Genomic DNA, 25,653 nt, shown 5'->3' on the forward strand with positions numbered 1-25,653 from the left:
CATTGCCTGTTGCACGAGAGCAACACAAGCGTCCTCGGAAGTCACCATGTTCCCCGCCTTGCGTTCCCTTGCCGCCATCGCCGTCTGTACCCTGAGTCTGGCGGCCTGTGTGCCGATGGCGATGTTTGCCAGCTCGAGTGGCGCCAGCTATGCCAACAAGCGCAGCGACTGGGGCACCTACGTATCCAGCCGCGACGTCAATGCCCTGTGCCTGAGCCCCAAGCTGCGCTTCCTCGTATGGGAGTTCGAGGGCCATTTCGGGCGCAAGGTGATCATGAATTCAGGCTATCGCGACGGCAACCACAATGCCCAGGCCGGCGGCGCCGACAATTCCTATCATACGCGGTGCATGGCCGCAGACTTCTACATTCCGGGCGTCGACAAACGCGACCTGATCCTGTTTGCCATGCGCACCGAGGCGGTAGGCGGATTAGGCTGCTATCCGGGTCGGGACTTCATTCATGTCGACGTGCGCGACCGTCCGCGCGGCTACAACCGGCCAGTGACTTTCTCGGGCTGTTAAAAAAAACGGCAATGAATGCGCAAATGGGTTGCACAACCCAAATGTCCCAATTATACGACCGGCAGCGCTTAAGCGCCCTTCGTCTATCGGTTAGGACGGCACCCTTTCACGGTGCAGAGAGGGGTTCGATTCCCCTAGGGCGTACCATTCCTTCCCGTTGAAGGATGGTATAAAATAAGCGAGAGTTTCTAGGTCTGCGCCCATCGTCTATCGGTCAGGACGGCACCCTCTCACGGTGCAGAGCGGGGTTCGATTCCCCGTGGGCGTACCAGAAACCTTCTCTTCTCCCACTCTATGCCCGTTCTGCTGCCATTGCGGCGGGTCTGAGGGCAGGCAGATTGCCTGTACCGCAGTCAACATATGCCCATTTGCATGATCCGCCGTCGAATTGCCTGCGTAAGAGGGCTGACAGGTGCGGAGCTGCCGATGTATGCCTTTGCCATGACAGATCCAGAAATCGCACGCATAGCCGGAACAGTGGCGATGGATGATCCAACAAGCCTGCTGCTGCGCGTCGCCGAAAGCCGCGACAAGGCCGCCTTGGCCGCCCTGTTCACCTATTTCGCGCCGCGCGTGAAATCCATGATGCTCAAGCTGGGCGCAGGCGATGCGCTGGCCGAAGATCTGGTGCAGGAGACCTTTGTGTCTGTATGGCGCAAGGCCGCGCTCTATTCCAGCCAGCGCGGCGCGGCCAGCACCTGGATCTTCACCATTGCCCGCAACCTGCGTATCGACCAGCTGCGCCGGCAGTCGAACAAACCTTACGAGGATCTCGAATCGCTGGAGCTCGCCAGTGACGCACCGCTGGGCAGTGCCCTGGTGGAGCAGCGCCAGGTGATCGACCGCGTCACCCTGGCGCTCAAGAACCTGCCCGCCGAACAACAGGACGTCGTGCGCCTGAGTTTCATCCACGACATGCCGCATGCCCAGATTGCCGAAAGCCTCGGCGTTCCCCTGGGCACCGTGAAATCGCGACTTCGCCTCGCCTATGGACGGCTCCGGCCCCTGCTGGAGGATCTGCAATGAATGTGAACCACCACCCCGATATCACCAGCCTGATGGCGTTCAGCGCCGGAACACTCGAAGACCCCTATGCCACCGTGATTGCGACGCATCTGGCGATGTCGGAAGGCGGCAGGGAGACCTTGCGCCATATCAACACCATTGGTGGCGCCCTGCTGACGGACGAGCCCGAGGCGGACCTGGCCAATGGCGCGCTCGACCGGCTGCTGGACGCGCTGGGCGACGACCGCGATCGCATCTCCGTAACGCCGCACGATGCCCGCCCTGCCGCCAGTGACGTGCCCCTGCCCTTGCAGCGCTACCTGCCGCAGGGGCTGGGCGGCGTGCGCTGGAAGTGGACCGGGCCCGGCGTGGCCACGGCTGATCTGGCCTGGGGCCAGGACAGCCGTTCGCGACTGATGCTGCTGCGCGTCGCGGCGGGCCGGCCGGTACCCGAGCATGGCCATGGCGGCCAGGAACTCACCCTCATCCTCTCGGGGGCCTATCGCGACCGCTTTGGTGTCTTTGCCAAGGGCGACATTGCCGACCATGACGAGGAGGTCGAGCACCAGCCGATCGCCGAGCCTGGCGAGGACTGCATCTGTCTTGTTGCCGTTGATGCGCGGCTGACCTTCCGCGGCCGGCTGATGCGGGCGCTGCAGCCGCTGTTCGGGCTATGAGCCTGCAGCCGGGCGTCGCCTGGATCATTGGCGGCGGATCGGGGATCGGCGCCGCCGTCGCCCAATTGCTGGCGCAGCGCGGCTGGACCGTGGCCATTTCGGGGCGCCGGGAGGACAAGCTGGCTGCCGTTGCGCAGGGTCATCCAACCATCTCTGGCTACCCGCTCGACGTCACCGATGGCGCGGCCATTGCCAACACGGTGCAAAAGATTGCGGCCGAGCTTGGCCAGATCGACCTTTTCATCTTCGGCGCTGCCGCCTGGCAGCCGATGGATGTCGGCGATTACGACTATGAGAAATTCGCCAGGATTGTGGACACCAATTATCTCGGCGTGATCCGCGTGGCCAATCCGCTGCTGGCGCAGATGGAACGCCAGGGCGGCGGCCACTTTGCCGTCATCGCCTCGGTAGCGGGCTATTTCGGCCTGCCGCGCTCGGCGGCCTATTCCTCGACCAAGGCCGGACTGATCAACCTGCTCGAAACCATGCGGACTGAACTGGCGCCCCGCAAGATCACCGTAAGGATGGTCGTGCCGGGCTTTGTCAAATCCGAGCTCACCGACAAAAACGACTTTCCCATGCCCTTCCTGATGGAAACGGCGGACGCGGCGGTGCGGATCGTCGATGGGCTGACGCAGTCGGACCGGTTCGAGATCGCCTTTCCCAGGCGGATGGTCTGGCTGATGAAGACGGTGCGCTGGCTGCCCTACCCGGTCTTCTTCTGGCTGACCAGCAAGATGCTGCCCAAGGATTGAACCTTTGCGGCGCTGACGGCTTTTCCCTGCACCACAGGAGAACTGCCATGGATGCGTTGCAAGACCCCAGCCGCCGCCAGCCCAAGGGCGACCATAACCGCCGTCTGTCGCTGGAACTGGACGACGAGACCTTTGCCGCCGAGGCCGGCGTCACAGTCGAGCAGCTGCGCGATTATGAGCGCACCAGCCCGGATCATTCCTTCGATATCGAGGTCGCCCGGCGCGTTGGCCTGGCGCTGGAGCGGCTGGAGCAGGTTTTGCCCAATTCCCAGACCGGCCGGAACAGTGTGGCCGCTGAGCCGTTATCCCCGGTGAAACCCCATTCAGGAGATTTTACCATGGATCACAGCAGCCACATTCGCCTGTCGCCCGACGAGCTGACGCCAGATGCCCTGGAAGGGGCCAGCATCTACGGCGCGGATGACCACAAGGTCGGCCACGTGTCCCATATGCACGGCACCGGCATTTCCAGCCGCATCATCATCGATGTCGGTGGGTTTCTCGGCCTGGGCGCCAAGCCGGTCGCCGTTCCCGCCAATGAGCTCGAATTCATGCGCGACGCGGATGGCCATGTCCACGCCGTCACGACCTGGACCAAGGACCAGCTCGAGCAGATGCCCGAGCATCACCACTGATCCTGCCGCGCGCCAACAAAAAACCCCCGGACCTATGGTCCGGCGGTTTTACTTTGCCGCCAGGCCCTCAGGCCGGGCGGCGATACTGATAGATGCCGACGTCGATCGAGCCCTCGGCGAAGCCGGCTTCGCAATAGCTGAGGTAGTAGATCCACTTGCGGCGGAATTCGTCGTCATAGCCGAGCGGGGCGATGACTGGCCAGCGCTCAAGAAAACGCTCGCGCCACAGCTTGAGCGTCTTGGCATAGGACAGCCGGAACGTGTCGACATTTTCCAGCACCAGGCCGTACTTTTCGCCGAACTCCTTCATCACCGTCTTGGTCAGCAGCATGCCGCCCGGGAAGATGTAGCGCTGGATGAAATCGGGCCCGCTGCGATAGCCGTCGAAATCCTCTTCCTTGATGGTGATGGCCTGGATGGCGGCCGTACCGCCGGGCTTGAGGCGATCGTGCACGGTCTGGAAGTAGCTGTCCCAGTTGTCCTCGCCAACGGCCTCGATCATCTCGATCGAGCCGATATGGTCGAACTGGCCCTCGGTATGGCGATAGTCCTCAAACACCAGGGTGGCATATTCATCGAGCCCCTGCTTGGCGAGGCGCTCTTTGCCATATTTGAGCTGCTCGGCCGACAGGGTGATGCCGCGCAGATTGGCCTGGTAGTCGCGCGCCACCGTCTCGGCAAAGCCGCCCCAGCCGCAGCCGATTTCCAGCACGGATGAGCCAGGCTTGATGCCAGCCAGGTCGGCGACGCGGCGGTATTTGATATTCTGCGCTTCCTCCAAGCTCTGATCGCCCGAGGTGAACAGAGCCGAGGAATAGGTCATGGAGGGATCGAGCCACTGGCCGTAGAAATCGTTGCCCAAGTCATAGTGCTCGGCAATGTTCTTCTTGGAGCCCTCGAGCGTGTTGCGACGCGACAGGTGGTAATGCAGATCGCCGGCGGCACGGCGGAAGAAGCCCGGATTGGCCTGTTCGAACATGTCGCGGTTCTGCAGGAAGAAGCGCAACAAGGCGGTGAGGTCGTCGACCTCGATGTCGCCGTTCATATAGGCCGCGGCAAAGCCCACGGTGCCGCGCTGCATGGCTTCACTGAGCACGCGGAAATTGTTGAGTCGCAGCACGGCGTGTTCGCCGGTCGCCGGATTGCCGATAGTGCGGGTGCGACCATTGGGGAAAATCACCGTCACCGAGCCGTGCTGCGGCTTGCCCACCAGCCAGACGCCGATGCGATCGACGGCCCAGGAGACCAGACTCGTCCACGGCGTGACGCCGGTATTGCTGTTATCGATTGCTGTTTTAGTCATTGGCCCCAGAGATCCAACTCGTCCACTAAGCTTGGTGTCCACGCTTGAGGTGGCGCCGCAGTTTCAATGTCAGCGGCATGCCTTTCAGCAGAAGCAGCAGGGCCTCCCAATGTATGCCCAGCACCACTTTAGCGGTCATAAATGGATATGCAAGCAGCAGTTTCAAGAGGGTTTTGTCGGTCAGCGGTCGGCGCTTACCTTCAAAATAGGCTGTCAGTATTCCCCCCTCCCCGGTCGACAGGGTAATGCCGACAAAGACCTGTTCATCCGGCGGACGAATGGAAAAGCGGTAGCTGCCCTCCAGCGTGTTGAAGGGCGACACATAGAAGGCTTTGCGGGCCTCGTGATGCAGTTCCTCGCCATGGCCATCCACCACAGCCTCGTAGAAATGATGCTCGCCAAAGGTATTGCTGACCTCATAGGCCAGGAACCGCGTGACTCCCTTGGCGTCGTCGCAGAAATAGACGGTGATCGGATTGAAGGCAAAGCCGAGAAGGCGCGGATAGGCCAGCATGCGGATGCGGGCGATCTCGCCTGCCCCCGCCGCTGCCGCCTTGCCGCGAATGAAGGCGGCGATGCTGGAGCCGTCGCGCGGGCCGAAGTCACGGGTGACCAGCGAGACCAGGTTGAAGCGGTCGAGCGAGAAGAACCGCAGGCTCCTGTCGAGCGACTCGAGCTGGTCGAGATCGACCAGCATGGAAAAGACACGATAGCGCAGGGCGTGGCGTTTCGGCCGGGCCCGCTTGTGCACGACGTCACCGGCATAGATGGCGCCGGACATGTCCGTGCCAGCGGTCACTCTGCCGCCCGCAGGCTCTGGTCGCCGTCGGCCCAGTTATGGGCGATGCGGTCGCGCTGATGGCCGACCTGCCAGGGGCGCTGCACGGGGCCGATGCGCTCGGCCACTTCAAGCCCCGCCTGCAGCCCGTCCTCGTGGAAGCCATAGCCCATCCAGGCGCCGGCAAACCAGGTCCGCTGCACGCCCTGGACCTGCCAGAGGTCCTTCTGCGCCGTGATGGCGGCGGCGTCGAACAGAGGGTGGGCGTAGTCGACCTCGTATTGCACCGTGCCGGGGGCAAAATCGCGATGCGGGTTGAGCGTGACGAAGAGATTGGTCTTGGTGGCCAGCGGCTGCAGGCTGTTCATCCAGTAGGTCAGGCTAAGCGCGCTCTCGCCCTTGGCGGCGCGCAGATAGTTCCAGGATGACCACAGATGCTTGCGGCGCGGCATGAAGCTGGCATCGGTATGCAGCACGGCGTGATTGCTGTTGAAGCGGAAGGCGCCCAGCACGCGGCGTTCGGCCTCGGTCGGCTCGGCCAGCAGCGCCAGCGCCTCATCGGCATGGCAGGCGAAGACCACCTGGTCAAAATGGCGGCGGCTGCCATCGGCAAAGACCAGATCGGCGCCATCGGCGTCGCGGCGGACCGACGAAATCTCAGCGCCCAGCTCTGTGGCAAAACTGCTCTGCGCGGCCAGGCGCTGCACATATTGCTGGCTGCCGCCCTCGACAGTGCGCCAGAGCGGGCGGTTGTTGACCTGCAGCAGCGAGTGATTGGCGAAGAATTCGATGAAGGTGCGCGCCGGAAAGTCGAGCATGCCCTGGGAGGGCGTCGACCAGATGGCAGCGGAAATTGGCAGGATGTGATCCTGGATGAAAATGCGCGAATAGCCGAAGCGTTCGAGGAACTGGCCGATCGAGAGATCATCGCTGCAGGTGGCGATCTGCTGCTCGGCCTTGCGGAAGAAGCGCATGATGTCGCTGACCAGGCGCCAGTGCTGCGGGCGGATGATGTTGCGGCGCTGGCCGAACAGGCCGTTGAGATATTCGCCGGAATATTCGCGCTGGCCCTCGCCGATGGAGACGGCAAAGCTCATCCAAGAGGGCGCCGTCGGTGCGCCGAGATGGGCAAAGAAGGCGGTCAGATTGGGATAGTTCTGCTCGTTATAGACGATGAAGCCGGTATCCACGGCGACCTGGCCCTCGGGGGTGGTGGCCATGAAGGTATTGGCATGGCCGCCCAGCCGCGACTGGCGCTCGAAAACGGTGACATCCTGGGACTTGGAGAGCAGCCAAGCGGCTGAGAGGCCTGAGATTCCCGATCCGATAACGGCGATGCGGCTAGCGGTCATGATCGAGAAGTCTCCGTCCTGGCTGTGGGCCTTGTTACGCATGCAGTTACGGAGTGGATCAGCACAAAGTTTCTGATTTCACTTGGGTTTTGCCAGATCGATCAGGCGGAACTGCACCTGCTCACGGCCCTGATAGTGATCGATGCTGAGGCTGCCGGCGAAGTGAAAGGCTCCCTCGTTGCCACGCAGCAGGGCGTCGCCGATGGCGGTGCTGGCGGCACGGAAGGCGATCGCCTTGAGCCGGGCGCCGTCTTCGGAGACCAGGGCAAAGCTGACATGGCCGCCCTTGCCGACCACCTGGGCAAACTTGGCGCGATGGGCGGGAAAGGCGATGACCGGTCCGGGATTGCCCGAACCATAGGGCCCTGCCCGCTCGAGATCCTTGACCAGGTCGATGCTGGCGCCGCGCGCGGTCAGCGCTGCGTCGATCTTGAGGGCCGTGGCGGCGCGGGCGATGGCGACGTCGACCGACAGGGCGTCAGCAAGGTAGGCCCGGAAGGTCCCGAGCTGACCCGGCTTGATGGTGATGCCGGCCGCCATGGCATGGCCGCCGCCCTTGACGATCAGGCCGGTCTCGACGGCCTGGATGACGGCGCTGCCCAGATCGACGCCGGGCATGGAACGGCCCGAGCCGGTGCCGGTGCCGTCGGCATTGAGCGCGATGGCAAAGGCGGGGCGTTCGAAGCGGTCCTTGAGGCGCGAGGCGATGAGGCCGACAACGCCGGGGTGCCAGTTGGCCGAGGCCAGCACCAGCACCGGTGGTCCCTCGCCGCTGCCGATCTCCAGCTCGGCCACGGCGACGGCTTCCTCGACCGCCTCGACCTCGATGCGCTGGCGTTCGGTATTGAGGTCGTCGAGGCGTGCGGCGATGGCGAGCGCATGATGCTCATCCTCGACGGTCAGCAGTTCGGTGCCCAGCGCGGCATTGCCGATGCGGCCGCCGGCATTGATGCGCGGGCCGATGAGAAAGCCCAGGTGATAGGGGTTGAGCGGGCCCGAGACCCGGGCCGCCAGCGCCAGAGCGGCAATGCCGACATTGTCGCCGCGGCGGGCGACCTCGAGGCCGCGTACGACAAAGGCGCGGTTGAGCCCGACCAGTGGCACCACATCGCAGATCGTGCCCAGCGCGACGATGTCGAGCAGCTTGAGCAGGTCGGGCAGCCCGGTATCGCCGCGCAGGCGCAACACCCGGTTGACGGCGACCAGCACCATGAAGGTCACGCCGGCGGCGCAGAGGTAGCCCAGGCCGGAAATGTCGTCGGGCCGGTTGGGATTGACCAGGGCATTGGCGTCGGGCAGCGCGTGATCGGCCAGATGGTGGTCGATGACCAGCACATCGGCGCCGCGGCTGCGGGCATGGGCGATGGGTTTTTCGCTGGTGGTGCCGCAGTCGAGCGTGATGATCAGCGTGGCGCCGGCATCGATCAGCTTGTCCATGGCCGCGATATTGGGACCATAGCCCTCAAAGATCCGATCCGGGATATGCACCTGCGGTTCGAGGCCGAAGTGGCGAAGATAACGCGCTATCAGGGCGCAGGAGCAGGCGCCATCGACGTCATAGTCGCCAAACAGGGCTACCGATTCATTGTCGGCGACCGCCTTGGCCAGTCGGTCAGCCAGCGCGTCCATGGCAGTCAGCGTGGACGGGTCAGGCATCAGCCCGCGAATGGTGGGCTCAAGGTATTTTTCGGCGTCATCCAGGGCAATACCGCGCGCCGCCATGACCCGGGCCAGGATCTCGGACGTGCCATTGCGCTGGGCAATTGCCGTGGCGATGCGGGTGGCGGCTGGATCGAGACGATCCACCCAGGCGCGGCCCGTGACCGAGCGGGAGACATCAAGAAAAGGGCGCGGCGCATCGAGCATGGCTCAGAGGTAGGCGATTTGGACGCGGGGCGAAAGGTCTATCCCCTCACCGCGCATGCCGCGCCTTGATCCAGCGTACCGTCTGGCTCCAGGAGCGCATGACCACGGTGCTGGTCTCGACGCGGTGGCGGCGCAGCCGTACGCCCTCAAGCAGGGTGCCGTCGGTCACGCCGGTAGCAGCCACCAGCACGTCGCCGGCCGCCAGATCGGTAACGTCATAGATACGGTTTGGATCGGTAATGCCCATTTCGCGGGCGCGTTCGCGCTTGGCCGGCGTATCGAGGATCAGCTTGCCCTGCATGTGACCGCCGATGCAGCGCAGGGCCGCTGCGGCCAGCACGCCTTCGGGCGCACCGCCAGAACCGAGATAGATGTCGATGCCGGTGTCCTCGGTGCTGACGGCATGGATGACGCCGGCAATGTCGCCGTCGCTGATGAGTTTGACCGCTACGCCGGTGGCGCGCAGTTCCTCGATCAGCCCGGCATGGCGCGGCCGGTCGAGCACGATGGCGGTGATTTCATTGAGCGGCACGCCCTTGGCCTTGGCCAGGGCGTTGACGTTCTGGGTGGCGGTCCAGTCGATATGCACGGTGCCGGCAGGATATTCGGCGCCGATGGCGATCTTGTGCATATAGACGTTACGGGCGACGTTGAGCAGGCCGCCGCGCTCGGCCATGGCCAGGACAACGATGGAATCGGGCTGGTTCTTGGCACAGAGGGTGACGCCTTCGAGCGGGTCGACGGCGATATCGACCTGCGGACCGCTGCCCAGACCGACCGCCTGGCCGATATAGAGGTCATCGCATTCGTCTTCCTCGCCCTCGCCAATGACGATGCGCCCGGCAATGGCAACGCTGTCCAGTTGCGCCTTCATGGCCTGCACGGCCGCGTCATCGGCGGCCTTTTCATTGCCCTTGCCGCGCCATTCGGCGGCGGCGATGGCGGCGGCCTCGGTGACGCGCACCAGTTCGAGTGCCAGGCTGCGGTGCAGGTTGGCGGGGCTCTTGCCGCCCTCGACTTTGCTCAGTTTCATGTGTCCTCCCTCAAGGCACATCGCGAGAGCGTGATGACGGCCTGCGAATCCAGGTTCTCTCCGCTTCCGGTGCTCACGTGCAGAACGCACGCTGCGCGCCGGTTCTCGACAACCCGTCTTCCCGACCCGTCCCAACGCACTCTCAATGCACCTTGCCGGTGATCTAGAGCGTTTCGATCCGGATCAATTGCGGTTGCCCGACGATAAACCCGTCGGCGGCGATCTGCGCAAGCGATTCACGCACGGCCGATTCCAAAGTCTGTTGAGTGATCATCACCACCGTGCGGGTGGGCGAGCCATCGGGTGCGATGGCCTTGGCACTCAGATCGGACCGCTGGATGACAGAATCGATGGAAATGCCGCGCTCACCCATGCGGGTGGCGATGGCGGCGAGCGCCCCGGGCACGTCCTTGGCGCTAAGGCGGATATAGTAGCCGCCGTCATGCGGACGCATGGCCGCCTCGCGATAGGGCAGCAGTTCATCGGACGGGACGCCGAGCGGCGGCACCCGCGTACCGCGGGCAATGTCCAGAATGTCCGACAGCACCGACGAGGCCGTCGGCGGGCCGCCAGCGCCCGGGCCGGCCAGCAGCAGTTCGTGCACGTGGTCGGTTTCGAGCGCCACGGCATTCATCACCCCGTCAACGCCGGCAATGGCGCTGCCCTTGGGCACGAAGGTGGGGTGGACGCGCTGCTCGATGCCATCATCGGTGCGCTGGGCAATGCCGAGCAGCTTGATCTTGTAGCCGAGATCGGCCGCCACCTGGATATCGTGCTGGGTGATGCCGGTAATGCCCTCGACCCGGATCTTGTCGGGCGCCAGCTCATAGCCGAAGCAGAGCGTGGCCAGGATGGCCAGCTTGTGGGCGGTGTCGTAGCCGTCGACGTCAAAGCTCGGATCGGCCTCGGCATAGCCGAGCGCCTGCGCATCCTTGAGGCAATCGGCAAAGGAGATGTCCTCATTGCCCATGCGGGTGAGGATATAGTTGCAGGTGCCGTTCATGATGCCGAAGACCTTGGCGATGCGGGCCGAGCCCAGCCCCTCGCGCAGGGTCTTGATCACCGGAATGCCGCCGGCGACCGCGGCCTCGAAACCCAGCTGGGCGCCGGTATCCTCGGCCAGCTTGGCCAGTTCGGTACCATGCTTGGCCAGCAGCGCCTTGTTGGCGGTGACCACGGGGCGACCGATCTCCAGCGCTGCCTTTACGGCAGCCAAAGCCGGGCCGTCTTCGCCACCGATCAGCTCGACGAAGAGATCAATACCATCGGACTTGGCCAGGGCCACCGGATCGTCAAACCAGTCCAGTTCCGAGATGTCGATGCCGCGATCGCGCGAGCGCGACCGGGCGGCCACGGCGGTGACCACCAGCTGGCGGCCAAGTTTTTTGGTGAGCTCGGCGCCGTCCTTTTGCAGGATGCGCACCAGGGTGGCGCCGACATTGCCCAGACCCGCCACGCCGACGCGCAGCGGTGGCAGCGCGGTGCCGTCGCCGAATTCCTGCATCGCCTTGAGGATGCGGGTGCGGGTGTCCGAGCGCGGTTCGCGGCCCTCGCGCAGGTCGAACACGAAAAGCGGGTCGCCCGCCACCGTGCGCCCGAAGCGGGTCGGCGTCCACCCGCGGGCGGAGATGAAGGTTTCGACGGCTTGGCGGAAGGACTGGATATCGCTCATGGTGGCGACATCTGCATAGGATTATGCCTAGCCGTCAATAGGAGTTTGCTGAAAAGCCTTGCAAATCCGGGCCATGCCGCCCGATTGGTCGGCATGGCCAGATGCAGGTCGATCAGCCTGCCAGCGGCACCACATTGCCGGCGCCGGCCTTGCCGCCGAGCAGTTTCTTGACGTTGCGCGCGGCCTGGCGGATGCGCTGCTCGTTCTCGACGAAGGCGAGGCGGATATACTGGTCGCCATATTCGCCGAAGCCAACGCCCGGCGCGACGCCGACGCCGGTCTCGCGGATCAGCAGCTTGGCAAATTCGAGCGAGCCGAGATGGGCGTATTGCGCCGGAATCGGGGCCCAGGCGAACATGGTCGCCTTGGGCACAGGAATGTCCCAGCCGGAGCGGCCAAAGCTCTCCACCATGACGTCGCGGCGATATTTGTAGACCTTGCGGATCTCGTCGATGACATCGTCCGAGCCATTGAGCGCGGCGGTGGCGGCGACCTGGATCGGCGTGAAGGCGCCGTAGTCAAGATAGGACTTCACCCGGGCCAGCGCGGCGATCAGGCGTTCATTGCCGACGGCAAAGCCGACGCGCCAACCGGGCATGGAATAGGTCTTGGACATCGAGGTGAATTCCACAGCAATGTCGATGGCGCCGGGCACCTGCAGGACGGAAGGCGGCGGGTCGATGTCGAAATAGATCTCGGAATAGGCCAGGTCGGAGAGGATGAAAATCTCGTGCTCGCGGCAATACTTGACCACTTCAGCGTAGAAATCGAGCGTGGCGGTATAGGCCGTCGGATTGGCCGGATAGTTGAGCACCAGGGCGATGGGCTTGGGAATGGAGTGGCGCACGGCCCGGTCGAGCGAGCGCATGAAGTCTTCATTGGGGTCGGCCGGCATGGAGCGGACGACGCCGCCGCTCATGATGAAGCCGAAGGAATGAATGGGATAGGTCGGGTTGGGCACCAGCACCACATCGCCGGGCGCGGTGATGGCCTGCGCCATATTGGCGAAGCCCTCCTTTGAGCCCAGCGTGGCCACGATCTGGGTGTCGGGGTTGAGCTTCACACCGAACCGGCGGCCATAATAGCTGGCCTGGGCCTTGCGCAGGCCGGGAATGCCCTTGGAGCTGGAATAGCGGTGCGTGCGCGAATCGAGCACGGTTTCCTGCAGCTTCTTGACGATGTGGTCGGGCGTTGGCAGGTCGGGATTGCCCATGCCCAGGTCGATGATGTCGACGCCTTCGGCCCGCGCCTTGGCCTTGATCGGGTTGATATGCTCGAAGACATAGGGGGGCAGACGGCGGATGCGATGGAACTCTTCGCTCATGATTTCCTCTGCGGTCCGTTTGAGGACCTGACCTGGGCCGCGACGCGCATAGGGCGCCAAACCCCATTATGGGGCCGATTATCGCGGAATTATGATTGTAAACGGGTTAAAACCCGCAAGGGCGGCCTGGGATATTCGGCTCTTCCCGGCCCGAAAGGGCCATGCGGGAAGAGCTAGCGGGCGTTTGCCGCTGCCGCCAGACGCGCAGGCGCGGCCACTGCACTGCCGGCGAGCGAGGCTCCAACCCTAGCAACAGTGTACAGAGACTGCATGTCCCTTGCCCTTCGGAAGCGTTTTTTGTATTGAAATCAACTTTAGACAGCCGTTCATAATTCCTCGTCGAGGTATTGTAAATGGCGCAGCGAACGCCATTTCTGGGCTCAACGGCTGCCATATGAGGTGAGACACTTGAAGCGGATTGCCCTTGTCACGATCGGCACGCAGGGCGACGTTCAACCCTATCTCGCGCTCGCGATCGCGCTCAAGGACCGCGGTTATTCGGTCGTCCTGGGCGCCTCGGAAGAATTCGAGGGCATGGTCGAAGGCTATGGCATCGAGTTCCATACGCTGGGGCCTTCGATCCAATCCTTCCTGACGCAGCAGCGCTTCGAGAATGCGATGAGCCAGTCCATGCTCATCAACGGCCCTTCCCTGCTCCGCCAGGGCCAGCAGATCGTCGACACGGCGGCCCGCCATGCCTGGAACATGTGCCAGGGCGCCGACATGCTGATCCTCAACATGAATACCAGCTTCGGCATCGACATCGCCGAGGCCCTGCATGTACCGGCCATCATGGTAGCGCTGCAGCCGCTCAATTCGACCAGCGAATTTCCGCTCTGCATGTATTATGGCGCCGATTTCGGACCGGCTTTCAACAAGCTGAGCTACACCGCCATGACGGTGCAGCAGATCTATTACAACCTGCCGCGCAACAAGCTGCGCCGGGAGCTGATGGGGCTGGATGCGCGCAAGAAGGGCGGATTTTTCCGCAATACCGACGGCACGCCGCTGACCACGCTCTATCCCTATTCCTCCGTGGTGTCGCCGCGGCCACGCGACTGGCCCAAGAGCGCCATCGTCACCGGCTATTGGCAGCTCAAGGACCGTTCGGACTGGCAGCCCTCCCCGGAATTCCAGAAGTTCCTGTCCGAGGGTGACGCGCCAGTCTATATCGGCTTCGGCTCGATGCCGTTCGGCGCCGAGCGCAATACCAAGATCCTCAAGGAAGCCGTCGCCATGTGGGGCGGCCGGGCCGTCGTCGCGCGCGGTTGGGGCGGCATCAATCCTGAGGACCTGCCGGACAGCATTTTCGCCATCGAGAAGGCGCCACACGACAAGCTGTTCAAATATGTCTCATCGGTGGTGCATCACGGCGGCGCCGGGACGACCTCGGCGGGACTGCATCTGGGCCGCCCGACCTTTGTCGTGCCGCAGCTGGTCGACCAGCCCTATTGGGGCCGTCGCGTCTATGAGCTGGGCTGCGGCCCCAAGCCGGTGCGACTGCGCAAGCTGACCTCGGAAATCCTGGCCGGTGCGCTGGCCGACCTCACCACCAATCCCGATTACCGCCGCAACGCCACCGAGATTGCCGAAAAGCTGCATGCCGAGGACGGCACCGGCAATGCGATCAAGGTGATCGAGCGGGTGATGGACAGCTATGTGCCGGCCGTTGTCGGCGCCAAGAAACCCAAGAAGATCAAGTCGGTGCTGAAAAAGGTCAGTTGACCCGGGCAGCGGCCAGTAGGCCGACCGCAATCGGCAGCAGGAATGCCGCCGCAATGCCGACCAGCAGGACCACGGCGTCAGCGGTGACCCCGGCCAAGGCCAGCAAGGGGAGGCCGCAGAGCATGCTGGCAAGTCCGGCCGCGCGATGGGTCTTCTGCCAGACCAGCGGATCGGACAGCGTCCAGGGCAGCCGGATGCCGGCATAGTGGTTTGGCTGCGTCTTGGGCAGGGCATTGCCCATGACGAGCAGCAGGATGCCAAGGCCCGCGGCAATCAACCGGACCACGTCCACGGCGAAGCCGGCGCCGATCAGGACCATGCCGGTGGCGATGACCACAAAGAGCAGCAGCAGCACCGGCAGCATGGCCGCCAGCAGGTGACGGCCGGATTGCAGCCGGTCGGCGGGAGCGTAGCGGACCAGCACGGCAGCGAGCAGCAGCATAGCGGCGGCAAAGCCTGGCGGGAGGAGCAGCGCCGCATTGCGCGGCAGGAAGCCGTCGGCCTGCCCGGTCATGCCCCAGTGCACGGGGAGCATGGCGTCGCCCGGGACCACGACAAAGCCAATGACGGTGACGATGGCCAGAGCCGCCGCGACAATCAGGGTGGCCGGGCTGAAGATGTCCTTGAAGGTCATTGGTCCTGCTCCTTGAGCGAGATCACATCCGCCAGTGCCTGTTCGAGCACGGAGGTGTTGAGGTGATAGATCAGACTGGTGCCCTGCCGCTGCACGGCGACGAGCTCAGCCTGTTTGAGCTTGGCGAAATGGACCGACAGCGTGGGCCGGCTGATGTCGAAATGCGCGGCCAGGTCGCCGGCACTCAGCGGCCCGGACTTGAGCAGGCCAAGCACCTTGCGGCGTACCGGATGCGACAGCGCTTCGAAGACGGTGTTGATACCCACACGGCGATCCATCTATTTCGTTGCTTCACTAATTAGCTTTCATGCTAATTAGTGTCAAGACGAAATAGCGGCGCAAAAAAGGGGAAGGCGCGCGCCCTCCCCTCTAGCTTGATCGGCAGATTGGCGGCGCTATTGCGCCGGGACGGCCTCGTTGACGTCGAGCGCGTCGATGCTCTCGCCGCGGTCATAGACGGCCTGGTCAAGGATGCCCTGGCGCTTGGCCACGATGGTGGGCACCAGCGCCTGACCAGCCACATTGACGGCAGTGCGGCCCATGTCGAGGATCGGATCGACTGCCAACAGCAGGCCGACGCCTTCGAGCGGCAGGCCGAGGGTGGACAGCGTCAGCGTCAGCATGACCACGGCGCCGGTGAGGCCCGCCGTGGCGGCCGAGCCCAGCACCGAGACGAAGACGATCAGCAGGTATTCCTGCAGGCCAAGCTGGATGCCGAAGAACTGGGCGACGAAGATGGCTGATATGGCCGGATAGATGGCGGCGCAGCCGTCCATCTTGGTGGTGGCGCCCAGCGGCACGGCGAAGGCGGCATATTCGCGCGGCACGCCCAGGCTCTGCTCGGTGATGCGTTCCGTCAGCGGCAATGTGCCGATCGAAGAGCGCGAGACGAAGCCCAGCTGGATGGCCGGCCAGGCGCTCTGGAAGTAGCGGATGGGGTTGAGGCCATTGGCCTGCAGCAGGACCGGATAGACCACGAACAGGACCAGGGCCAGGCCGATATAGATGGCGGCCGAGAACCAGCCCAGTTGCGCCAGCGCGTCCCAGCCATAGACGGCCACGGCATTGCCGAGCAGGCCGATGGTGCCGATCGGCGTCAGGCGGATCACCCACCAGAGGATCTTGTGGATGATCTTGAGGAAGGAGCGGTTGAAGGCCAGGAAGCCGTCAGCCGCCGGACCGACGCGCAGGGCGGCGACGCCCACGGCGATGGCGATGACCAGGATCTGCAGCACGTTGAAGTTGAGGCTGGTGGTGGCCGCGCCGTCGGTGACCCGGGTGGAGGCCTGCAGGCCCAGCATGTTGGACGGGATCAATCCCTTGAGGAAGTCCAGCCAGGAGCCGGAAGACGACGGCAGCTTAGCCGCCTCGGCCGTGACAGCGGTATGCAGGCCGGGCTGGATGATCAGGCCCAGCGCGATGCCGATGGACACAGCGATCAGCGCGGTGATGGCGAACCACAGCAGCGTCTGCCAGACCAGTTGGGCGGCATTGTTGAGCTCGCGCAGATTGGCAATGGAGGCGACGATGGCGGTGAAGACCAGGACCGGCACCAGCGCGCGCAGCAGCGAGACGAAAGTGGAGCCGATGGTGGCCAGCGTCTGGGTCAGCCAGTTGGCATTGCCGGCAAGATCGGGACCCATCTGGCGGGCGACAAAGCCCAACAGCAGGCCGATGACCATGGCGGCGAGGACCTGGAAGCCGAAGCTGCGATAAAAGGGTTTGGCCGGGCGCGGTGCGGCGGCGGAAACGGTAGTGGGCGACATGGCGGACCTATCCAATGGCGAAGCGATGCTCAAAATCTGAGCGAACAGCCTCATTATTGCGCAGCACCCTACGCTCTTGGTGGCAGGTCCGCGGCGCATGGATTTCCAATTGTGGGTGGCTGGCCGGAATATCCTGCCGTAGCCGGGGCGGTTGCGACAATCGCTGTGCGAAAACAGCTAGAGACGGCCAAGCAGCGTGGTGAGTCCGGCCACGAGGCCGGGAATGACAATGGCTGACGCAAAAGCCAACGACAGCAAGCCGATACCCACGTCGAACCAGGCCAGAACCAGCAGCCCCATTCCGACCAGGGAGGTAGCAGTGCCGGTGGCGCGATGCACCAGGGTCCAGGCGGCGTCGGTGGCAATCGGCCAGGGCATGCGCAAGCCGGCATAGGTGTGCCGTTCGGCCTCGAACAGCACCACGCCTAGCACCAGCAGGACAATGCCCAGGCCAAAGCCGGTGAGGCGGATCACATCGAGGTCAGAGCCGATCCCTGCCAGCAGGAGGCCAAGCTGGGTGGCGGCGAGCACGCCCAGCAGGAGGCTCAGCAGGGGATCGAGAATGTGCTGGGATTTGGCAAACTGATTCCGGGTCAGCAGACGGCCCAGAACGAAAAAGCCCACCAGTAGCGCTAGCGCCAGGATGGGCGCACCCGCCAGAGCCAGGTCGCGCGGCCAGAGCCAGTCGGCCGCGCTGCCTGACCAATGAGCGGAAAAGGCGAAGGTGGCGGGAATCCGCAGCAGCGCCACGCCGGTAATGGCGAGCGTCACGGCCAGAAGCAGAAGGTGAAAGCGGGTAACCAGGCTGGGCATGGATCTTACATAGGCGTGGATCGGCGCGCTGCCAGGGGCGAGACCGCCGCCGGTGACAAAGAAAAAGGGCCGGTTGCCCGACCCTTTCCAAATATCGACAGTTCCAGCTTAACGCTTGGAGAACTGGAAGGACTTGCGGGCCTTGGCCTTGCCGTACTTCTTGCGTTCGACGACGCGGCTGTCGCGGGTCAGGAAGCCACCCTTCTTGAGCACTGGGCGCAGGCCCGGCTCGAAGAAGTTCAGCGCCTTGGAGATGCCGTGACGGACAGCACCGGCCTGGCCGGAGAGACCGCCGCCGGCAACGGTGACGACAACGTCGTACTGGTCGGTGCGTTCAGTCGCCACGATCGGCTGCTTGACGATCAGCTGCAGCACGGGACGAGCAAAGTAGGCGGCAAATTCACGACCATTGACCGTGACAGTGCCCTTGCCTGGCTTGATCCAGACGCGGGCAACCGCGTTCTTGCGCTTGCCGGTGGCATAGGCACGGCCCTGGGCGTCAAGCTTCTGAACGTGTACCGGTGCGGTGTTGACGACAGGCGCGACAGCCGAGGTGCCGAGATCTTCGAGGGAGTTGATGGTTTCGGCCATATTACTTCACCCGCGCATTCTTGGGGTTCATCGCAGCAACGTCCAGCTTGGCCGGGTTCTGCGCTTCATGGGGATGCTCAGCGCCGGTGTAGACGCGGAGATTCTTGAGCTGCGCACGGGTCAGCGGACCGCCCGGCATCATGCGGCGAACCGCATTCTCAAGCACGCGCTCAGGGAAACGGCCTTCGAGGATCTCGCGGGCCGTCCGGTCCTTGATGCCGCCGGGATGGCCGGTGTGCCAATAGAACTTGTGCTGGTCCAGCTTGCGGCCGGTCAGCTTCACCTTGTCGGCATTGATGACAACGATGTTGTCGCCCATGTCCATGTGTGGGGTGAAGGTTGGCTTGTGCTTGCCGCGCAGACGGCTGGCAATGATCGAAGCAACGCGACCCACGACGAGCCCTTGGGCGTCGATCAGGATCCACTTCTTGTCGATCTCGCTCGGTTTTGCCGAGTAAGTGCTCATGCTTGAATTCCCTAAATTCCTGGAGTGACCGACCTTCCAGACAGGAAAAGCGGCACGTTCGAGGGCCCGTGTATGAGGGATTCCGCATCCCGTCAATAGGCTAGATTTTAGTTAGCAAAATCAATGACTTACTATTGCGGTATTATATTACCGCAGAATTGCACCCTACAGCGTGGTGCGGGCGGCGCGGCGCATGTCGGCGATATAGGCCATGGTGACGCCGGCCAGCATGAAGGCCAAGGCCTGGTGGCCAACGGCCAGGCTGATCGGCACCGCCATCAGCAGCGTGCCAATGCCCAGGACCACCTGCAGCACGACCAGCAGGCCGAGCCGTGGCAGCCAGCCCTGCAGGCCGGCAAAGCCCCCACTGGCACGCTGCTGCTGCCACAGCATGACGCCGACATAGGCGACGATGATGTAGGCCAGCGTGCGGTGGATGAACTGCACGGTAAGGGCATTCTCGAACAGGTTGCGCCAGGCGGGCTGCATGGCACCCAGGCCGTCGGGCACGAGGGCGCCATCCATCAGCGGCCAGGTATTGTAGCCCATGCCCGCATCAAGGCCGGCAACGAAGCCCCCTACCCCGATCTGCAGAATGAGCAGTGCCAGCAGCATCACGGCCCAACCCATATTGCGGGTCGGCTCGGGGCCGGTGAGCCTGCCCGGTTCAAGTGAGCGCGGCAGATAAACCAGGGCGATGAAGAGCAAGGAGGCGGCCGTTAGATGGGCGGACAGGCGATATTGCGACACGGAGGTGAGTTCGCTGAGGCCCGAAGACACCATCCACCAACCCAGCACCCCCTGAAAGCCCCCCAGAATGAACAGGCCAAACAGCGGCCAGGCCAGTTGCGGGGTGAAGCGCTTCTGCGCCAGAAAGACCAGGAAAGGCACAAGGAAGGCGACGCCGAGCAGGCGCCCGAGCAGGCGGTGGACGAATTCCCAGAAGAAGATGACCTTGAAGTCATCCACGCTCATCCAGCTATTGTTCACTTCGAACTGCGGGATCTGCTTGTAGGCATCGAATTCGGCCTGCCACTGCGCATCATTGAGCGGCGGAATGATGCCCGAGATCGGCTTCCAGCTGGTGATCGACAACCCCGACTCGGTGAGCCGGGTAATGCCGCCCACGACCACCATCAGCAGTACCATGGCCGCCATGGCATAAAGCCAGATGCGGACGGGCCGCAGGCGGTCGCTGGCATAGTGTGTTTCACTCAGTGCGGCATTGTGAACGGTGGTCACAGCAATTTCCCGGTGTCGATCAACCGGGCCGAGTGGTATGCCCCACCGAGTTCTCCTGCAATAGGCGCGATGCCGCACATGACCCAGCGTAACCGCAAGTTGACCGGTGTCTTCCTCATCCTGGGGTCGATCATCGCCTGGCTGTCGATCTTCACCTCGGTCTATCTGGCTTTTCCGCCCGATTTGCCGATCTGGATCCTGATGCCCTATTTCATGCTCGCCGGCATGGGCTGGCTTTACCCCGCCATGGCCATCATCCGCTGGATGTCCCGGCCGGACGCCTGATCAGCCAGTAATCCTGCCCAGCAGCGAAAATACTGCTCCGGTCGTGAAAACATCGACATAGCGGCGAGACTGAAAGTAGCCGTTGAGGGAAATGCGCGGCAGCGCATGAGGATCGTCCGCGTGGTGCGGGTACAGTCCGCCGGGTCGCGTGGTGACGGCAGAGGCAAAGCCGAGCTCCCTGGCGAGAGCGAACTCCCGCGGGCCCGCCGATTGCGGGCCGCCCAAGGGATACGAAAAATGTCGCGGCCGCTGCCCAAACTGGGCCAGCAGAATATCGGCCGACTGGGCCATCTCGTCGCGGGCCTGGGCGAGCGGCAGCTTGGCCAGCTCATAGTGGTGAACTGTATGGGCGCCGATGGTGCAGAGCGGTTCGGCGGCAAAGTGGCGCAGTTCCGACCAGTCCATGATCAGCGCGCGGCACTGCGCGGCCAGATCAAAGCCATAGGCCGCGGCGAATTGGTGCAGCAAAGCAAGCCGCTGGTCTTCGGGCAGCTGGCGCATCTGGCCGTAGAGGGCTGCGAACACTGACTGCTTCTGGGCACGGGTGCGCGTCTCGACATAGTCGGTCTGGTTGCCGAGCTGCAGGGCCACCGCGTCCCGGCGCGCGATGATGTCCTCGATGGCCTGCCACCACAATTCCCCCACCCCGTCCACCAGGGCGGTCGGGACATAGAGCGTGAACGGCGCCTCGTGCCGCCGCAGGATGGGCAGCGCATGGCGCAGATTGTCCTTGTAGCCATCGTCAAAGGTCAGCACGACGAAGGACTTGGTCTTGCCCGGTGCCGCGAGGCGTTCCAGCGCTTCGTCGAGACTGACGATATCGATGCCCAGCGCCCGCACCCGCTCGATGACATAGTCGAGAAAGGTCGGTTCGATCTGCAATATGGCATTGGGGGAGAAGTCGGCCGGCGCCTCCGGCAGCACGCGATGCAAAGTGAAGATCACCCCGCGCGACCGTGACAGGGCGCGTAGCAGCCCCGGCAGGCGCGAGAGCCAGATCAGCTCGAAAAGCGCACGGATGGCTGCGTACTTGGCCGACATGGCAGGCTCCGATCAGGCCGCGACGCGAACCGGCCCCAGCGTGACATCGACGGCACTGAAACCGGCATCGAGCAATTGCGCGCGGCTGTCCTCGATGCCGGCGCCCTCATCCTCGGGGCCGGCAACTAGCACGACGCGGCCATCGAGATCGGCAAACATGGGCAGCGCCGAGTTCATGCCGACGCGGCCGGTCAGCAGCACCACGACCTCATAGATGTCGCCCAGGGCCTCGACCAGGGTCAGCGGCTTGGTGGATTTGCGGGTGATCGAGCGCGTCCGTCCCCAGGGGATCTCGGCAAAGCTGTTGTCGGTCGACTTGTGGACGACGTCGCCGAAGCTGGCCGTATCGCTGCTGAGATCGGAAAGCCCGGGCAGTTCGCTGAGGCGGCCGCTGCCGGCATCGACCAGCGCCACGCTGAGGCCCCGGGCCTGGGCATCGGCGACCAGCTCCTCGGCCAAAGCCTCACAATCGGCGTTGGCACGATGGGCGGCCAGCATGACCAGGTGGGTGCGCCCCAGCACAAGATCGGCCGTCAGATCGGCCAGGGTGATGGCGTCCGCGATGGCGGCTGGCGCCGCACGGTGGGCCGGCGATACGGGTGCCGGGTCATTGGCCGGCAGGCTGCCCAAGGCGGCCAGTTCCTCGATCAGCCGGGATTGGGCAACGGTGGCATCCGCATCGGCCGCGCCCATGTCGGTGACCGCGGTGGACCGCGGCAGCTCGATCACGGGTTCGGGCGCGGCGAAGAGATCGGGTTCGTCGGCACCTTCTTCGTCGGCCTGGCTGTCACTGGTAGCGGCCAGCTGTTCGGCTTCCAGCTCGGCTGGCGAGAACGGCACTTCATCGAGCTCGTCCTGGGGCCGAACGACCTCCCGGCCGGTGATGATGGCCCGGCCGGACATGAGTTCGGCGAACAGGATCACGCCGATCTGGGCCAGGACGGCGACTATGCCGACGGCAACCAGGACCAGCTGGATCTTGGGCGAGGCCGGCGTAACCGAAGGGGCCGCCAGGCTGACGACACGCACGTCGGGCAGAGCCGAGTTGGTCTCGGTGCGGGAAAAGGCCTCGTTATAGCGCTGCAGATAGCCCTCGAGCAGGTCGCGCTGCGCCTTGGCCTCGCGCTGCAGCTCGTCAAGCGTGACGGTATCCTGGGTGGCAGTGGAGGCGGAGACCTTGGCATTGTCCAGCTCCGCCTTGAGCGAGACTTCGAGGTCGGCCTCGATCTGCGCTTCAGCGTCGAGGGCGCCGGCGACCCGACGGCCCTCAATGGCGATCTGGTTGTCGAGCTCACGGATCTGCGCGGTGAGGGCGCGAATGGTCGGATGGCTCGACAGCAAGGTGGCGGAGCGCTGGGCCATTTCGCCCTGCAACCGGGCCTTGTCCTCGCTCAACTGCTGGATGACGGCAGAGTCCCGCACATCGGCGACGCCCTCGATGGACTGGCCGCGCTCCAGCATGCCGCGGATCAGGCTGGCACGGGCCAGGGCCGTGCTCTTGCGCTCCTGGGCGGCGCTGATCTGGCTGGCAATGGTGGACAGCTGCTGGTCCGCCAAGCCGGTATTGTTGCTGCCGACAAACAGGTCATTGGCGACCTTGAAATTGGCGACGGCGGTTTCGGTCTCGTTGACCACCACGCGCAGGCGGTCGATTTCGTCGCGCAGCCAGCCCGACGCCACGGCGGTGTCGGAGAGCGAGAGCTGGGCGCGCCGGGCGACATGGGCATTGGCGACGGCATTGGCGATATCGGCGGCGCGCTGCGGATCGGTTGACTGCACCGTCACCGAGATCAGGCGGGAGTCCCGCTCCTGGCTGACGGCGAGACGGCTGTAGAGATTGTTGAGCACGGTTTCGTCAATGCTCAGCGGCGTGGCCTTCCGGCCCAGCAGACGGCCGATGAGAGCCATGGGCGAGAAGCCGCCGCCGTCGCCGCCATTGAACTCGGCAACCGAGCGCAGGTCGAGCTGATCGATGACCGTCAGCAGGGTGTCGCGCGACTTGAGCAGTTCGATCTGGCTGGAAACGACACCCGTGTCGCTGCTCGAGGAGGACGGCGCCTGCTCGTTGGCGGCGCGGGTATAGACGCTGCTGCGATCTTCCACGAGAATCGAGGCCGAGGACTCATAGAGCCGCGGCATGAACATCAGCACGGCAAAGGCCGCAGCGAGCAGGACCAGAGTGAGCACAATGATGCGCGGCAGCCGCTGCGCTACAGCGCCAAACAGCGCGGCAACGTCGATCCGGTCGTCGCGCATGGCGGGTGACTCATAGGTCATTGCTATTCCTCGTTGATGCCCTGTTTTATGGACACGACGTGGTAAGCATTTGGTTAAACCAGACAAATCTCGGCAACATCGTCGGCTGCGAAAGGTTTGTTAACCATGGGGAAGCGACACTGCGGCAACTCCAAATGCCGGGAACATGATGCGCTGGCTACCCCTGCTATGTCTTGCCCTGATGCTGCCCTTGGCGGCATGCGCCACCACGCGTCCCGCCACCTATCTGGTGGAGACAAAGGGCCCCTATCAACTAGACACCGGCGATGCCGTACGGGTGACCGTCTATGGCGATGCGGAACTGACGGGCACCTACAAGGTCGATGACAGCGGCGCCGTGGCGTTCCCGCTGGTCGGCCCGGTACAGGTGCGCGGCGCCACCACCAAAATGGCTGCCGGCAATATTGCCGCCGCGCTGGCCAATGGCTACATGCGTAACCCCGACGTTGCGGTTGAAGTGGCCGAGTACCGGCCATTTTTCATCCAGGGCGAAATCGACAATGCCGGCCAGTTTCCCTATGTCTTCGGCATGACGGTCCGCGCCGCCATCAGCACAGCCGGCGGCTTTACCGACACGGCCGACCGGCAAAGCGCGGTGGTCTATCGCCGCCAGGGCGGGCAGATGGTCAAGGGCAGCGTCAATCTGGATTTCCCCATCTTCCCCGGCGACACGATCGTGATCCCGGAACGGTGGTTCTGACGGAGCTGACCATGAGCGCGCGCAAGCTGCGTATTCTGCAGATCATGCGCGCGCCGGTGGGCGGTTTGTTCCGCCATGTTGCCGATCTTACCCGGGCGCTTGCGGCGCACGGCCACAGCGTGGGCCTGGTGGTCGATAGCCTTGCCAATGACGCGCAGACGGAAGACCGCCTGACCGCCCTGCTGCCCCATGCCAGCTTGGGCATCCATCGCTTCACCATGCCGCGCCTGCTGGGCGGCGGCGATCTGGTGACCCCGCTGGCAGTGCGTCGGCTGCACCGATCGCTGCATATCGACGTGCTGCATGGCCACGGCGCCAAGGGCGGGTTCTATGCCCGACTGGCGGCATTTGGCGGCAGCGCGCCCGCGACAGTCTATACACCGCATGGCGGCGTGCTGCATTTTGAAGCCGCATCCGTCTCTGGCCGGATCTTCCACCTGCTGGAGCGTCGCCTGCTGGCCAGCACCGGCGCCATCGTGTTCGAGAGCGCCTATGCCCAAGCGACGTATGCGGCGCTGATCGGTCCGCCCACCTGCCCCACCCAGGTCATCCACAACGGACTGGCGCCCGACGAGTTCGTGCCGGTTGCGCCTGATGCCGATGCGGCCGATTTTGTCTTTGTCGGCGAGTTGCGCGACCTCAAGGGCGTGCATGTGCTGATCGACGCCCTGGCGGGCGTGACCCGGCCGGACGGCCAGCCGGCGACGTTGGTGATGGTCGGCGACGGTGCCCGTCGTGCCGCCCTTGAGGCGCAGATCCAGACGCTGGGGCTGGTCAACCACGTCACCCTGGTCGGCGCCCAGCCCGCCCGGCCCAGCTTTGCCCGCGGCCGCATCGCCATTGTGCCATCGCTGGCGGAGTCGCTGCCCTATGTCGTGCTGGAAGCCGCAGCCGCGCGGCTGCCGGTGATCGCCACGCGGGTGGGCGGCATACCCGAAATATTCGGCCCGACAGCGGCCAGCCTGGTGCCGTCCGCCGATATCAAGGCATTGCGCGCCGCCATGCAGGCTGCGCTCGACGATCCGCAGGCAGCGGCAGCACAGATGACGGTTCGGGCAGACTATATCGCCGAGCAGTTTTCACTCGGACGCATGGCCGGCGAGATCGAAGCGCTTTACACGCGACTGGCACAGCCAGTTTAGGCGCCGGACTTCACCGAACCTAAACTCCTTCTGGGGAACAATGGCGGC

General features: G+C 64.2%; 25 protein-coding genes and 2 tRNA genes. 11 read left to right on the forward strand and 16 right to left on the reverse strand.

Annotated elements, in window-relative coordinates:
- Positions 1–46 precede the first annotated feature (46 nt).
- The 7 genes from AC4NN3_RS05065 (at position 47) to AC4NN3_RS05095 (ending at position 3,595) form a co-directional block, all read left to right on the forward strand.
- Entirely contained in the window at positions 47–523 is a 477-nt protein-coding gene (locus AC4NN3_RS05065; RefSeq protein ID WP_491926003.1) for a YcbK family protein, read from the forward strand.
- 72 nt (positions 524–595) lie between these two features.
- A tRNA-Glu gene (locus AC4NN3_RS05070) sits at positions 596–670 on the forward strand.
- Positions 671–719: 49 nt separating this feature from the next.
- Positions 720–794: transfer RNA gene (locus AC4NN3_RS05075), tRNA-Glu, on the forward strand.
- A gap of 212 nt (positions 795–1,006) precedes the next feature.
- On the forward strand, positions 1,007–1,549 hold the full coding sequence (locus tag AC4NN3_RS05080) for a sigma-70 family RNA polymerase sigma factor (protein ID WP_193336210.1): 543 nt from the start codon (positions 1,007–1,009) through the stop codon (positions 1,547–1,549).
- A complete protein-coding gene (locus AC4NN3_RS05085; protein ID WP_491926004.1) occupies positions 1,546–2,205 on the forward strand; it encodes a ChrR family anti-sigma-E factor in 660 nt (219 codons plus the stop codon). The genes AC4NN3_RS05080 and AC4NN3_RS05085 overlap by 4 nt, the downstream gene beginning before the upstream one ends.
- The gene (locus AC4NN3_RS05090) at positions 2,202–2,960 is read left to right on the forward strand and encodes an SDR family NAD(P)-dependent oxidoreductase (RefSeq protein ID WP_491926005.1); all 759 of its coding nucleotides are present in this window, start codon (positions 2,202–2,204) and stop codon (positions 2,958–2,960) included. The genes AC4NN3_RS05085 and AC4NN3_RS05090 overlap by 4 nt, the downstream gene beginning before the upstream one ends.
- Before the next feature lie 338 nt (positions 2,961–3,298).
- A complete protein-coding gene (locus tag AC4NN3_RS05095; protein ID WP_491926465.1) occupies positions 3,299–3,595 on the forward strand; it encodes a PRC-barrel domain-containing protein in 297 nt (98 codons plus the stop codon).
- A gap of 67 nt (positions 3,596–3,662) precedes the next feature.
- Here the strand turns inward: AC4NN3_RS05095 and AC4NN3_RS05100 are convergent, their stop codons facing one another.
- The 7 genes from AC4NN3_RS05100 to AC4NN3_RS05130 form a co-directional block, all read right to left on the reverse strand.
- A complete protein-coding gene (locus AC4NN3_RS05100; protein WP_491926006.1) occupies positions 3,663–4,898 on the reverse strand; it encodes a class I SAM-dependent methyltransferase in 1,236 nt (411 codons plus the stop codon).
- Positions 4,899–4,923: 25 nt separating this feature from the next.
- A complete protein-coding gene (locus AC4NN3_RS05105; protein ID WP_491926007.1) occupies positions 4,924–5,697 on the reverse strand; it encodes a DUF1365 domain-containing protein in 774 nt (257 codons plus the stop codon).
- Positions 5,694–7,028, reverse strand: a complete 1,335-nt coding sequence (locus AC4NN3_RS05110; RefSeq protein WP_491926008.1) for an NAD(P)/FAD-dependent oxidoreductase — start codon at positions 7,026–7,028, stop codon at positions 5,694–5,696. The genes AC4NN3_RS05105 and AC4NN3_RS05110 overlap by 4 nt, the downstream gene beginning before the upstream one ends.
- A 78-nt stretch (positions 7,029–7,106) precedes the next feature.
- Positions 7,107–8,894, reverse strand: coding sequence for a single-stranded-DNA-specific exonuclease RecJ (gene recJ / locus AC4NN3_RS05115; protein WP_491926009.1), 1,788 nt, complete (start codon positions 8,892–8,894; stop codon positions 7,107–7,109).
- 46 nt (positions 8,895–8,940) lie between these two features.
- Positions 8,941–9,927 carry a class II fructose-bisphosphatase gene (gene glpX, locus AC4NN3_RS05120; RefSeq protein WP_491926010.1) on the reverse strand — a complete coding sequence of 329 codons (987 nt, stop codon included), beginning with the start codon at positions 9,925–9,927 and terminating at the stop codon, positions 8,941–8,943.
- Positions 9,928–10,090: 163 nt separating this feature from the next.
- A complete protein-coding gene (locus AC4NN3_RS05125; RefSeq protein WP_491926466.1) occupies positions 10,091–11,431 on the reverse strand; it encodes a homoserine dehydrogenase in 1,341 nt (446 codons plus the stop codon).
- A gap of 280 nt (positions 11,432–11,711) precedes the next feature.
- The gene (locus AC4NN3_RS05130) at positions 11,712–12,923 is read right to left on the reverse strand and encodes an LL-diaminopimelate aminotransferase (protein WP_491926011.1); all 1,212 of its coding nucleotides are present in this window, start codon (positions 12,921–12,923) and stop codon (positions 11,712–11,714) included.
- Positions 12,924–13,331: 408 nt separating this feature from the next.
- Between AC4NN3_RS05130 and AC4NN3_RS05135 the strand changes: the two genes are divergently transcribed.
- Positions 13,332–14,648 (forward strand): glycosyltransferase, encoded by a 1,317-nt coding sequence (locus AC4NN3_RS05135; protein ID WP_491926012.1) that lies wholly within the window; start codon positions 13,332–13,334, stop codon positions 14,646–14,648.
- On the opposite strand, the gene AC4NN3_RS05140 is transcribed toward AC4NN3_RS05135, so the two are convergent.
- The 7 genes from AC4NN3_RS05140 to AC4NN3_RS05170 form a co-directional block, all read right to left on the reverse strand.
- The gene (locus AC4NN3_RS05140) at positions 14,641–15,282 is read right to left on the reverse strand and encodes an SdpI family protein (protein WP_491926013.1); all 642 of its coding nucleotides are present in this window, start codon (positions 15,280–15,282) and stop codon (positions 14,641–14,643) included. The genes AC4NN3_RS05135 and AC4NN3_RS05140 overlap by 8 nt on opposite strands.
- On the reverse strand, positions 15,279–15,548 hold the full coding sequence (locus tag AC4NN3_RS05145) for a metalloregulator ArsR/SmtB family transcription factor (RefSeq protein ID WP_491926014.1): 270 nt from the start codon (positions 15,546–15,548) through the stop codon (positions 15,279–15,281). The genes AC4NN3_RS05140 and AC4NN3_RS05145 overlap by 4 nt, the downstream gene beginning before the upstream one ends.
- Before the next feature lie 129 nt (positions 15,549–15,677).
- On the reverse strand, positions 15,678–17,048 hold the full coding sequence (locus tag AC4NN3_RS05150; protein ID WP_491926015.1) for a dicarboxylate/amino acid:cation symporter: 1,371 nt from the start codon (positions 17,046–17,048) through the stop codon (positions 15,678–15,680).
- 177 nt (positions 17,049–17,225) lie between these two features.
- Positions 17,226–17,861: a hypothetical protein gene (locus AC4NN3_RS05155; protein WP_491926016.1), complete on the reverse strand. Its 636-nt coding sequence runs from the start codon at positions 17,859–17,861 to the stop codon at positions 17,226–17,228.
- A gap of 108 nt (positions 17,862–17,969) precedes the next feature.
- Positions 17,970–18,452: a 30S ribosomal protein S9 gene (rpsI, locus tag AC4NN3_RS05160; protein WP_491926017.1), complete on the reverse strand. Its 483-nt coding sequence runs from the start codon at positions 18,450–18,452 to the stop codon at positions 17,970–17,972.
- 1 nt (position 18,453) lies between these two features.
- The gene (rplM, locus tag AC4NN3_RS05165) at positions 18,454–18,918 is read right to left on the reverse strand and encodes a 50S ribosomal protein L13 (RefSeq protein WP_193336225.1); all 465 of its coding nucleotides are present in this window, start codon (positions 18,916–18,918) and stop codon (positions 18,454–18,456) included.
- A 165-nt stretch (positions 18,919–19,083) separates the two neighbouring features.
- Complete coding sequence (locus AC4NN3_RS05170) at positions 19,084–20,160, reverse strand: COX15/CtaA family protein (protein WP_491926018.1); 1,077 nt, start codon at positions 20,158–20,160, stop codon at positions 19,084–19,086.
- A 78-nt stretch (positions 20,161–20,238) separates the two neighbouring features.
- Between AC4NN3_RS05170 and AC4NN3_RS05175 the strand changes: the two genes are divergently transcribed.
- Positions 20,239–20,445, forward strand: a complete 207-nt coding sequence (locus AC4NN3_RS05175) for a DUF2842 domain-containing protein (protein WP_491926019.1) — start codon at positions 20,239–20,241, stop codon at positions 20,443–20,445.
- On the opposite strand, the gene AC4NN3_RS05180 is transcribed toward AC4NN3_RS05175, so the two are convergent.
- Both AC4NN3_RS05180 and AC4NN3_RS05185 read right to left on the reverse strand, forming a co-directional pair.
- Entirely contained in the window at positions 20,446–21,486 is a 1,041-nt protein-coding gene (locus tag AC4NN3_RS05180) for a polysaccharide deacetylase family protein (protein ID WP_491926020.1), read from the reverse strand. It lies immediately after the preceding gene.
- A gap of 12 nt (positions 21,487–21,498) precedes the next feature.
- Positions 21,499–23,763, reverse strand: a complete 2,265-nt coding sequence (locus AC4NN3_RS05185) for a GumC family protein (RefSeq protein ID WP_491926021.1) — start codon at positions 23,761–23,763, stop codon at positions 21,499–21,501.
- Between the two features lie 148 nt (positions 23,764–23,911).
- On the opposite strand from AC4NN3_RS05185, the gene AC4NN3_RS05190 reads away from it, so the two are divergent.
- Positions 23,912–24,463, forward strand: a complete 552-nt coding sequence (locus AC4NN3_RS05190; protein ID WP_491926022.1) for a polysaccharide biosynthesis/export family protein — start codon at positions 23,912–23,914, stop codon at positions 24,461–24,463.
- An 11-nt stretch (positions 24,464–24,474) separates the two neighbouring features.
- On the forward strand, positions 24,475–25,605 hold the full coding sequence (locus tag AC4NN3_RS05195) for a glycosyltransferase family 4 protein (RefSeq protein ID WP_491926023.1): 1,131 nt from the start codon (positions 24,475–24,477) through the stop codon (positions 25,603–25,605).
- Positions 25,606–25,653: the final 48 nt, after the last annotated feature.

It is taken from the genome of Devosia sp. MDV22-iso42, from assembly GCF_058629155.1.